This window comes from Paenibacillus sp. 276b (genome assembly GCF_900107875.1).
In the GTDB taxonomy this organism is placed as follows: Bacteria; Bacillota; Bacilli; order Paenibacillales; family Paenibacillaceae; genus Paenibacillus; species Paenibacillus marchantiae.
This window is the reverse complement of record NZ_FNRR01000002.1, coordinates 935,062-947,075: the sequence shown is the minus strand read 5'-3', so window position 1 is coordinate 947,075 and position 12,014 is coordinate 935,062. Positions and strand designations below refer to the sequence as shown.

Sequence of the window (12,014 nt, the reverse complement as noted above, 5' to 3'; positions counted from 1 at the left end):
GGTTCAATTCATGTGTTTTACTTCATGGGACGTATGGTTACCTCTCATTCATGTGTAGTATCGATTTCTCCGTTATTGTACCAGATGATGGGGAAAAAGCAAAGGTTTTGAATTTGGAGTCAGTGATATTCTCCATTCAAACATGACTTAAAATACGCTAACTAACTTCTAGAAAAAGAAAAAACCCTTGTTTTCACAAGGATTTCAGGTGTTGCATTAGTTAAGCGGGTGATGGGAATCGAACCCACGCTATTAGCTTGGAAGGCTAAAGTTCTACCATTGAACTACACCCGCGCGAATGACGATCGGGACGACACGATTTGAACATGCGACCCCCTGGTCCCAAACCAGGTGCTCTACCAAGCTGAGCTACGTCCTGTCAAGTTCCGAGGAACATTAACATGAATTTTACAAAATTAATATACCATGATCATCCAATGCTTGCAACTTCTTTTTACCATTTCTCCCCTAATCTTTCGAAACAAAACAAGACAGAAGCGTGTCCACGCCCCTGTCTATCCTTACCCCGTGGGTTTATCTACATCTCTCAAAAATTTTTTTTCAAAATCGGCTGCCACAATGGGTTTGCTGAAAAAGTACCCTTGAGCCTCATGACAATGCTGATCACGAAGAAATGAAAGCTGGTCCTCATTTTCAACGCCCTCAGCCGTCACTTTCAACTGCAGGTGATGAGCCATCGACGTAATGGTCGACACAATTGCCGCGTTATTGCTGTCCTCCATCACTTCATTGACAAAGGAACGGTCAATCTTGAGGCGGTCAATCGGCAAATCTTTCAAATAGTGCAGTGAACTGTACCCGGTACCAAAATCATCAATACTGATGTGCACACCAATTTCCTTGATTTTGCGCAACTGCTCAAACGCACGATCCTTGTCAAACGTCATGCTCTCCGTAATCTCGAGCTCAAGCCACACAGGTTCCAAGCCTGTTTCCTTGAGAATGCCGCTGATGTTGTCCAGCAGATGGGAATGTCTGAATTGTCTCATGGACAGGTTAACCGATACACACAGCTTGCGGTAACCTGCTTCTTGCCAGCGCTTGTTCTGTGCACAGGCCTCACGCAATACCCATTCTCCAAGTGGCACGATCAGCCCACTCTCCTCCGCAAGAGGAATAAATTCCCCAGGGGATACTGACCCTCTCAGCGGATGCTGCCAACGTACCAAAGCCTCCATACCCACAATCAAACCACTAGCTAGATTAACCTGCGGCTGATACACAAGATAGAACTGCCCTCGATCCAACGCTTTGCGCAAATCATTCTCAAGCTGCAAACGTTCTTGGGCTTTCATCTGCATCGCATGAGCATATCGGTTTAGCTCTATTCCCTGCTCTTTGGCATTATGCAGCGCCGTATCCGCATTTTGGATGATCTCTTCCGGTGAGTCTCCGTCATGCGGAAATATCGCCATACCAATACCCAACGTGAGATGGTACTCGTTTCCATCCACCGTTACAGGTTTTTCGAACAGTTGCAAGATCGATCTTGTCCGTCGCAACGCCGTATCTGTTGTGCAGAAGTCTGTCATTGTCAGTACGAATTCATCTCTTCCCAGTCCGAACACTTCCTCTCCCGGGAGCGAAGAATGATTCAAACGCTGTCCAACCTGACGAAGTACACGGTTTGCCGCTTGTTGGCCCAACGAATCATTAATCGTTTTGAACCGATTAATATTCAATACCAAGACTCCAACAAGCTGCTCCTCTACCATAGCTGCATTCATCATCACTTTCAGTCGCTGAGAAAGACGACGGCGATTCGGCAGCCCTGTCACATCATCATGGTGAGCAATAAAGTTCATTTTAGCTTCAGCCACCTGTTGTTTGAGGAAAGGCGTATCCACCACAGACGAATACAGTCCCTTCTGGATGAAGAAATAACCCAAACAATCGCTTAACAGACCTAGCAACAGATTGAGATCATTAATCTTCGTAGCGGAGACAAAGTAACATTCTCCAAAGAAGAAACAGAGAATTGCACAAAGGATGGTAGGCAGATCACCATCTTTGCCTTTTTTCCATTGAACGAATAACACAACAGCAGTCACGCCATACAGGATTCCGATCAGAAAATGAATTCGGGTAAACATGCCTCCAAGTACATTGCCCACCAGCAAGTTCGGCAGTACAGCCCATTCCTGAATAGCCACTGTATACAAAACAACAAAAATGCCGAGTGTTCCGCTGAAGAGTAAAAATTTGCGTGGTAACGCAATTTCCCTCTCGCTAACTGCATATATGAACAGCAAACCTGCCGCACAAACAAGAGATCCCAGCGACATCATCTTCAGCGAGAATTCTGATTCCACCATTGCGCCATTCGGCATTTCTTCGGCAAAAGAAACGATGTGAACCAGTTCAAATAAACCAATTAGTAAAAACAGTGTAGTCATAAGGACCCTTCGGAGGGTCAGTCTTTGAGTCTGAAATAACCAGCTTTGATTATAAATGCCGATACAGGCCGCTGCTGCAGCGAAGCCACCCAAGAGTGTCAAAACCGGGTAACCCGATATGATCAGATCAGAGCTTGCAGAGGAACGAAACCATTGACTTGCGAGGAAACACAATAAGCCGCCTATCGCGACCCAACCTATTTTTCTCTGATCTTGCTGATTAGCCTTCATGCCGTGTTTTCCTTCCCGGGATCACCTATCCTGAAATAACTTTAACGATATAAATTTACATTGTTACAATATTCGACATTTTTACATCTACCAACGTTCAATTCACATGCGAATACATGCTATCTGGTACATAATAACATTTATTTCCGCAGACGTGAACAAAAAAATAAGCACTCCTAGGAATATTTATTCATAGATATGTAGAAAAACAAGGCAATAAGAACTAAAAAAACATGAACTCCTCATTGGAGTCCATGTTTTTTTGATTTGCAACTGTATTTTAGACTAATTTTCGCCACATGTGCATCATTCGACTTAAAACGCTAATGCGCTAAAGTTATAGTCGTATTAGATCCATCTCTTGTTGACTTGAAGTCAATCTCAAGAATTATGCAACAAGCTTATTTGTCAAAATTCACTTCTGGTGTTGTCAATTTATCATAGAAATCAACAACCTTATCTTTGTCTTCCGACGAACGCAGTGCCATCGCCGAGCGAGGATGCTCGTCCAATGTACCTGTAATCATATAAGGCAAAATGTAACCCCATTCTTCTTTTTCACGGAGAGGGACCATCAATTGCTCCAATACACCCAGTACTGGACGCAGGTTGTATTTTGTGCCTTTCAAATGAGCAACGAGCAGTTCAGTAGGACAGTTTCCTGCAGCACGTCCCATACCGTATACGGAAGCATCCAGCAGTTCAACGCCAAGCTCAGCTGCTACCAACGAGTTCGAGAACGCCAGTTGCATGTTATTGTGTGTGTGAACGCCAAGACGTTTGTTCGGCAGATGAGTTTTGAACTTCTCCACCAGATATTTCACATCGTTATGATCCAGGCTTCCATAGGAGTCTACTATGTATACAACATCCACAGAACTTTCCTTGATCAGTTCAAAAGCTTCCAGCAGTTCATTTTCCATAACATTAGACAATGCCATAATGTTCAGCGTGGTTTCATATCCACGATCGTGGAATGTTTGAACCAGAGCAAGTGCCTTGTCTACATCTTTGCTGTAACAAGCTACACGGATCAGATCCAGCATGCTTTCGCTGCGCGGTAGAATGTCATTCTCGTCCACACGTCCAACGTCAACGAGTGCAGACAATTTGGTATTGCCTTTTTGCGGAATTACTTTGCGCAGGAAATCATCATTCAGAAAACGCCATGGTCCTGCTTCTTCTGCACCTTTCAAGAGCTTAGGTGAGTTTTTGTATCCAATTTCCATATAATCAACGCCCGCTTCATTCAATCCAGCATAGAGCTGTTGAACAAAGTCCACGCTAAAGTCCCAGTTATTTACCAATCCGCCATCACGGATTGTACAATCTACTATTTTGCAATGATTTGTCTTCATTAATGTCTGCTCCTTTTCTGACCAACTTGTGTATTCCTCTCATGATACTTGAACGTAACAAGAAAAGTAAAGGGATTCCCGACTTATTTACTTCGATAAGATTTCCATATCCGATCAATCTCACTCATCTCGGAATCGTCTGGAGATTTCTTCCCATAGCGCACAACGTTATAGGTATCTGGTAGCATTGCAGAGAGCTTCTGATCATCTTCTCTGGCCCCATGCTGAACAATCGTCTCCGCAGCCTCCAGTGGCGTATGTGCACCCTGTATATGCACGCCCCGATGTGCAGCTCTGTCAATCCACTTTCGATAATAATATCGAACACGTTCAGCTTCCTGTGAGGGCAGCGACTCCTTCTTGCGGAACCAGGATTTGCGCGTTTTTGCAGGCACCTCTAACGTTTCGCTAATGTCCACATACTCCGTCCGGGGTTCTACCTTCTTCTGACCGGGCTGCAGTAGCCCTTTGAAACGCTCCATAAGTTTGTTTATCGCCTTCTGTCCCAAACGTAGGATAAGCCACAAGATCACAACTGCGACAGCCCCCATGACTACCCAACCCAGGATATCCCAGAAAATAGAGGGCTCCCCTGCCGATTCCATCCCTTCAGGTATCATTGGCGGTTCATTTGGAGCTGTAGGCGTAATAGGTGGCTCCTGATTGGAACTCGAACCTATTAAACCTCTGATCCAAGCAAGCAGACGGTCACGCAGTGGTCCTAGCCAGGCAACAAGACTGGGAAAAGCACCAATTCCTGCGATCACAATCAGCATCCATAACAGACGCTGATGATTCGCCCGGGCAAACTCACGTAACACAATCCTTTTTGAGCCATCATTTAATATCGCCCGATCCAGCTGCACACTGTATTGGCCTACCAACCAGCCAACAAAACTGATTACTCCCGCTGCATATATGGTTCCGGTGTAAGCCCGAAGAGGTTGCATGAATTCAATTCCATTGGCCGCCCCACTAAGCACAATTGCACTGACTACACCCCAAATCTGCAAGCGCCAAATCAAAATCGAACGGAAAACAGGTTGAAAATTCAACCCAATATAGGCTGAAATTACACCCCATATCACTGCAGTCAGCAAATCAGGTAAAGGAAACGCCCACACTAGTGCGATAACCAACGAGACCAACAGCCCCATAAGCAACGCTGCACCCCATCGAATAAACGTGTTTTTTTCACTGATGGTTGGTAACCTGTGTTGTACCCACTGACCTAACCAGCCAGCAATAACAAAGATAGCCATTAATGTGTATGGAAAATGTCCCGTTGCATAGAGAGAAGTAAGCGTTAATAGCGGATAGAAATATACCCCAATCAACAGAACGGCCGACAAGGATAAAAGTACTTTTTCCTTGGTATTGTTGCTGTTGGACTCATTCATGCACTCACCGCCTTGGAATCGCTTTTCCCGCCCTCTACGGGGAGTATGGTCACACGGTGGCCTTGCTCATGCAAACGCGCAATTTCATGTTCCATAGCTGGAGATACATAGGACGTGATTAAGAGATAACTGCGAACCTGCTGAGCCTCTTCATTCCGTTCGACTTCATCACTCAGGAACTGCTCCATGGGAACCATGCATTTCAGCTCCGTCTCTGCCATAGCTTCCAGTAACATTTCCAGATGAGGACTGCCGTAATCGGGCTCAATACGTAATGGATCACGCCCTCCACTTACACGGTAGCCATTATGAGCAAATCCTGCGGGTAACCCTCTTCCAATCGCATCTACCGCGGCTGTTGCCGCATAACGGAGTGCCCGTTCGATCATCTCGGGGCGGGTAACGACACTCCACATGTCTGCTGACTCCTGAATGTTAACCACAATCCAGGATTGAGGGTCCGCAGTCCATCCCTGCTTATAAACCTGCAATTCTCCTGTGCGTGCACTCGCTTTCCAATGAATACGGTTCATCGGATCACCCGCACCATACGGTCGTACCCCGAGAATCAGAAAGGGATCTTCAACAATCCAACGGGATACTTCAACCTCACCCTGCCATACCTGATAAATCGCAGGCAGATCCTCCGCATGAACAAGTGAAGGATAGACGACCATGGACAGATGAACGGGAATAGGCTTCGAGGTACGCCAAAGGCCGAACAAGTCCCCTCCGGTCATGGTTACGGTGTTTAACGTGTAGATCCCACGTCTACTGCATACAAAAGGATGCTTGCGCGTAATACGGGTAAACGGTTTCAAAGTAAAGATACTTTTATGATTCTGATAAATATCTCCCTGACTGATATCCATGCCTGAGCCGGAACGGAATACAAATGAAACTGGCATCATAGCTTCAAGTCTGAGCCATGGAACCGATATTCGTTTTTCATTCGCAATCGTCTCAACCATCTCCAGCTCATCCCCGGCGTAACAACGCATTTTGCTGAACTGTCTGGTATACTTCAGCTTGCGTAAAGCCGGACGGCCGAACCATATGCCGTGTACTCCAATAACAATGCCTCCAACAACGACAAGCCATAGTAATGCCATATGTTATCGCCCGCTGCCTGTAGCAAGATTCTCCGTCGGCACTTCAATCTGGCTCAGAAGTTCCTGAATAATACGCTCCGCCAAGCCCTCTTGTTGTCTCACCCGGTTACGGAATACAAGCCGATGGGCTAACACGGGCTCCGCCAATAATTTAATATCATCAGGGAGAACGAAGTCTCTGCCATGTAAAGCAGCCCAGGCCTGACTTGCCTTGAGCAACGCCTGAGCTCCTCGTGGGCTTACGCCCAGTGAAAGCTCGGGATGCTGCCTAGTCGCTTCTGTCAGACGGATAATATATCGTAATAGATCTTCGTCGATTTGGACCGATGTATAAGTGCTCTGCGCCTCAAGCAGCTGCTCGCGACTAATGATAGCGGACAGATCGGCAACAGAAAGGCTCGCTACCGTACGTCTCAGAATTTCTACACTTTCTTCACTGCTTGGATAGCCCATTCGGATCTTCATCATGAAACGATCCATCTGTGCCTCGGGTAATGGAAAAGTTCCCTGGTTATCTACCGGGTTTTGTGTGGCAATGACGATAAATGGTCGTTCCAGCTGTCTGGTTGAACCATCAATACTGATCTGCCGTTCCTCCATACACTCCAGCAAACTGGATTGGGTACGCGGTGTAGCCCGGTTAATCTCATCTGCCAGCACCAAGTTGGCAAACAGGGGGCCAGGTCTGAATTCAAAGTCACCTTCTTTTTGGTTGAAAAAATGAATACCTGTCAAATCGGATGGCAACAGATCCGGTGTGAACTGAATACGCTGGAAGGTACAATCCAGTGAAGAGGCTACAGATTTGGCCAACATGGTTTTCCCCGTACCGGGTACGTCCTCCAACAGAACATGCCCTGAGGCAATGATGGCTGTCATTACAAGCTCAATCGTATGGTCTTTTCCCACAATGATCTTCCCTACATGGTCCATTAGCTGTTTGTTCATTTGTTCCATTCCCTGGATATTCATAATTGGTTCTTCCTCCCGTAAATTGAGCTATGTATTCGCATTCATTCTAACTATAACCCTAATCGTCCCAACAAAAAACAACAGGAATCGGCGGGTAGGCCAATTCCTGTTTTCATAACTCTTGCCTCTACACCAAGGGAAGCATAATGATGAACCGGGTGCCTTCCCCTTTTTTGCTATCCACAGAAATATTGCCTCCGTGATTTTTGATAATGCGGTAACTCACGGAAAGTCCCAGCCCTGTTCCGCTCTCCTTGGTGGTGAAAAACGGGTCAAACAGGCGCACAAGGGTGTTGTGGTCCATTCCCTGTCCATTATCAGCAATGGATATCTGCACATACTTGTTCTCGGTTCCCGTAGAGATCTGAATCAAGCCAGTATGCTCTTCGCCCACATCCTCGATGGCATCCATTGCGTTTTTAACCATATTCAAAATTACCTGCTTAATCTGTTTGACATCAATGGACACATTTAACGGGACTTCTGCTTCATCCAGGGTGATCTCGCACCCCTTCATCAATCCTTCGCTTTCTGTCAGCAAGACCACCTCTTTGAGCAAAGAGTTAACAGAAATAATGGTCTTCTGAGGAGCTGACGGTTTCGAGGAATTCAGAAATTCGTAGATAATGTCGTTCGCCCTGTCAATCTCCGTTAGAATGATTCGAGCGTACTCGTCTTTCCCCAATTGCAACAAATGAGGACGAAGCAACTGGATAAATCCCCGGATAGCCGTCAAAGGATTGCGAATCTCATGGGCAATCGATGCCGAAATCCGCCCCAACATTGCAAGTTTGTCATTCTGATAAGCGGTCTGCTCAATCTGTTTATAATCGGAAACATCCTTCACACTGAAGAGGAAGTCCCCATCCATCTGATCCCCGTACGTTACTGTAACCAGCCAATGCCTGCCATACTCGTCAATCAATTCATGATAGCGCTTACGATGAAAGATAGTTTCCCGATAGATGCGTAAAATTTTCTTTTTCTTGAATCGGCTCATCTGTGGATGATGCAGCATTTGCATCAGGGTGCAGCCGCTCAATAGACTCCTAGGAAGCTCCAACAATTTTGCCATTTGAACGTTAATAAACGTCAATACACCGTTACTGTCAAACAACATTATACCGCTATCCAGATGTTCCAGGACATTCTCATACTTGTTGTTATCCAGATGTACAGGCGGGAATCCATTCGTTGGTCGAGGCACTGTATCCTGAAATTCACTAATCATGTCAGGTTCCTCCTTTTCACGTAAATGATAAACTTGCCATTCGGACATCATATCATCACAGAAACAGGAAGGGCCGATTTTATTTTTCATTACCGGTGCCCTTTCATTAGGGGGCTGAGCCGAAAATATGGATGGCATGTCCGGAACCCAAGCTGGTCTATTCCGGGTAACCAAGAGTCGATCCGGAAAACATTATACGTCTGTTCCATTCTAACCTTCTCCTATTCCCAAACACGAACATTTTTTGCTCCGCCTCTTTTGCAAGTCTGTTTTTATCATAGACAAGTTTATAGAAGGGAGTCAATCGGAGAAAGTGTCGAATGGAAATTATTTTAAGAAAAACCGTGAATTAGTTTCTATATACAACAAAAACGAAGCTTATTCGCTCGATTAGCGAATAAGCTCCGTTTGTATAGTTTAAATTTTAAATAATTAAATTCAATCTATAGTCCACTCTTGTTATGCTGAATTTTGAGTCTGCGCTGACTCATGACGGCTAAGCGACGCTTTAGTTCACTTTCCCACTTCTCATCCTTCATTTCCTTGGCAAGACGAAGTAGATCCAGAGACATGTCGATCTGACGCAGCACAATGACCATAGCATCCTCGCTTTCACGATTCACGCAATTTTCAAAAATCGCATCTTCGTCTTCCGTCACGTAATCTTGAAAATCAATCTCCGACGCACCATCTCCATGCGCATATTCAGCCAAAATTTCATATTCATTTTCCACTTTATAATGCACTTCTACCCGGTGACACACCGGACAAAACAGCAGGGGAACATTATGAACCTGGGTGCGGTAATGCTTCAGCGTGCCCTTTGTTCCCACCATACTTGCCCCACAACAGTAACTCATTTTTGTTCACCCTCCTTATAACGTGCCGAGACTTTTTAATGGATAGCAGTCCCGTACACTTCAAGCACTTCCGAAAAAGGAATAGTTCCATCAGTGTATCACATTCATGTACAAATTATAAATGCAGAGCACCGGAATATTTACCGGGTTTCCATACCCTATTCGCCTTAAGGCCCTTCGATTCCTCTTTCCAGAGATAAAATGAAGGCTTTCTTCTATTACATCATTACCACGTTTACGTCCCTGTTTAAACACTTTTCTTCCTTTAGGCTTTATATTCTCGCAAAAGGGTGCAAAAAGCCCTCAATCCCATGAGGGATGAGGGCTTGAACAATAAACGTTCAAGTTCAATCAGGCTTACAGGTTGTTGTCGCCTGGTTTCCAGTTCATTGCACACAATCCACCGGATTGCAGAGCTTGCAGTACACGAAGTGTTTCTTCAACACTACGGCCTACATCATTGTGGTTAACGACTTGGTATTTCAATTCGCCTTCTGGATCGATGATGAACAAGCCGCGCAGTGCAACGCCTTCTTCTTCGATCAGAATGCCATAATCTTTAGCAACTTGTTTCGTGATGTCGGAAGCAAGTGGGAAGTTCAATTGACCAAGACCATTGCTGTCTTTAGGTGTATTGATCCAAGCTTTGTGGCTGTGTACGGAGTCAACGCTCACGCCAAGAACTTCAGTATCCAAAGCTTTGAATTGCTCAGCAGCATCACTCAAAGCTGTAATTTCAGTTGGGCACACAAAAGTGAAATCCAAAGGATAAAAGAAAAATACGAGCCATTTGCCACGATAATCGGACAGTTTTACGGAACCAAAGTCTTGTCCATCTCCCGATACTGTTTCCATTGCAAAATCCGGTGCGGGTCTACCAACCAAACGTTCTGCCATAACTAACAATTCCTCCTTTGGGATTATGTAAGCACTCATATTGAATGCTCATCATCAAGAAAAACGAGAACGCTTTTCCTGTAATTAAAATGGGTTTGTTACTTGATAACAAGTACAAGTAAAATGTTATCATCCGGACTTCTCAAAGTCAAGATTATAATCGTTGTTTTATTATAATAATTATAAATAAGGATTTTTCGTGGCAAAAATCATAAAGATACAGCCCTCTGCAATTCCGGATCGGAGCAAAGGGCTGTACTGTTCGTACTATTATTAAGCCTGTTTCTGAATTGCCGCGACGATCAGATCGCCCATTTCCGTCGTGCTGATCGCTTTGCTCTTGTCTACAGCGATATCGCTTGTACGATGTCCCGCATTCAGCACATCAGACACAGCTGCTTCAATTGCATCAGCACCTTCTGCATAACCAAAGGTTGTACGGAACATCAATGCCAGCGAAAGGATCGTTGCGATCGGGTTCGCCAGTCCTTGACCTGCGATATCCGGTGCTGAACCGTGTACTGGCTCATACAGACCAAAGCTGCCTTCACCCAGCGATGCAGATGCCAGCATGCCGATCGAACCTGTCAGCATCGCTGCTTCATCACTAAGGATATCTCCGAACATATTTTCAGTCACGATAACGTCAAAGCTGGATGGACGACGCAGCAACTGCATTGCACAGTTGTCTACAAGCACATGTTCCACTTCAACATCCGGATATTCCGGTGCTACACGGTTAACGACTTCTCTCCAAAGACGGGAAGTTTCCAGCACGTTAGCTTTATCTACCGAAGCCAATCTTTTGCTACGTCCTTGGGCAATTACAAAAGCCTGACGAACGATGCGCTCCACTTCAGTTACATTATATACGCATGTATCCACTGCTTCTTCGCCTTGTGCACCTTCACGTCTGAACTTTTCACCAAAGTAGATTCCCCCGGTCAACTCACGCACGACCATCAGATCCGTACCTTCCAGCACTTCCGGTTTCAAGGTGGAAGCATCCTTCAAGCAATCAAATACCACTGCCGGACGCAAGTTTGAGAACAATCCGAGCGCTTTGCGAATGCCGAGCAAGCCTGTTTCCGGACGTAATTCCTTGCTGTTGTTGTCCCATTTTGGACCACCAACGGCTCCGAGCAGCACAGCATCTGCACTCTTACATACTGTCAGTGTTTCTTCAGGAAGCGGCGTACCTTTCTCATCAATAGCGATTCCACCAAACAGCGCATGCTCTGTCTCAAAACGGTATCCGAACACTTCCTCCGTACGTTTGAGAACTTTCTCTGCCTCCGCTACGACTTCAGGACCAATTCCGTCACCTGCGATAACTGCAATTTTTTTCACGTCTGCCATGGGTTGTCCACTCCTTATATCTATTCATTCGGTTATTCACTTCAATAATTAACGTGTCATTTTTAACTCTCTCCTTTGTATCATATTCAGAGGTCATTTGACCAAGATATACAATCTATGACTTTAATAGTTTTTACCTATAAGCGGTTTAAGATTGGTTGTTCTGTACCTCTGACT

At 45.3% G+C, this 12,014-nt stretch carries 9 protein-coding genes and 2 tRNA genes; all 11 read right to left on the bottom strand.

The annotated features are described in order from the left end of the window. Positions 1 to 223: 223 nt before the first annotated feature. The 11 genes from BLV50_RS15355 to leuB all read right to left on the bottom strand — a co-directional run bounded on the left by BLV50_RS15355 (position 224) and on the right by leuB (position 11,837). Positions 224 to 294: transfer RNA gene (locus BLV50_RS15355), tRNA-Gly, on the bottom strand. An 11-nt stretch (positions 295 to 305) separates the two neighbouring features. Beyond that, positions 306 to 379 (bottom strand) — tRNA-Pro (locus BLV50_RS15350). Positions 380 to 521: 142 nt separating this feature from the next. Further along, positions 522 to 2,648 carry a bifunctional diguanylate cyclase/phosphodiesterase gene (locus BLV50_RS15345; protein WP_090808643.1) on the bottom strand — a complete coding sequence of 709 codons (2,127 nt, stop codon included), beginning with the start codon at positions 2,646 to 2,648 and terminating at the stop codon, positions 522 to 524. A gap of 401 nt (positions 2,649 to 3,049) precedes the next feature. Further along, the gene (locus tag BLV50_RS15340; protein WP_063564204.1) at positions 3,050 to 4,006 is read right to left on the bottom strand and encodes an aldolase catalytic domain-containing protein; all 957 of its coding nucleotides are present in this window, start codon (positions 4,004 to 4,006) and stop codon (positions 3,050 to 3,052) included. 83 nt (positions 4,007 to 4,089) lie between these two features. Continuing rightward, positions 4,090 to 5,406, bottom strand: coding sequence for a hypothetical protein (locus BLV50_RS15335; protein WP_090808641.1), 1,317 nt, complete (start codon positions 5,404 to 5,406; stop codon positions 4,090 to 4,092). Beyond that, a complete protein-coding gene (locus tag BLV50_RS15330) occupies positions 5,403 to 6,518 on the bottom strand; it encodes a DUF58 domain-containing protein (RefSeq protein ID WP_090808639.1) in 1,116 nt (371 codons plus the stop codon). Before BLV50_RS15330 ends, BLV50_RS15335 begins: the two co-directional genes overlap by 4 nt. Positions 6,519 to 6,521: 3 nt before the next feature. After that, a complete protein-coding gene (locus tag BLV50_RS15325; RefSeq protein ID WP_063564201.1) occupies positions 6,522 to 7,490 on the bottom strand; it encodes an AAA family ATPase in 969 nt (322 codons plus the stop codon). A 127-nt stretch (positions 7,491 to 7,617) separates the two neighbouring features. Next, a complete protein-coding gene (locus BLV50_RS15320) occupies positions 7,618 to 8,721 on the bottom strand; it encodes an ATP-binding protein (RefSeq protein WP_063564200.1) in 1,104 nt (367 codons plus the stop codon). Between the two features lie 443 nt (positions 8,722 to 9,164). Then, the gene (locus BLV50_RS15315) at positions 9,165 to 9,581 is read right to left on the bottom strand and encodes a hypothetical protein (RefSeq protein WP_090808637.1); all 417 of its coding nucleotides are present in this window, start codon (positions 9,579 to 9,581) and stop codon (positions 9,165 to 9,167) included. A gap of 357 nt (positions 9,582 to 9,938) precedes the next feature. Then, positions 9,939 to 10,478: a peroxiredoxin gene (locus BLV50_RS15310; protein WP_024628322.1), complete on the bottom strand. Its 540-nt coding sequence runs from the start codon at positions 10,476 to 10,478 to the stop codon at positions 9,939 to 9,941. Positions 10,479 to 10,751: 273 nt separating this feature from the next. Further along, positions 10,752 to 11,837: a 3-isopropylmalate dehydrogenase gene (gene leuB, locus BLV50_RS15305; RefSeq protein WP_024628321.1), complete on the bottom strand. Its 1,086-nt coding sequence runs from the start codon at positions 11,835 to 11,837 to the stop codon at positions 10,752 to 10,754. Positions 11,838 to 12,014 lie beyond the last annotated feature (177 nt).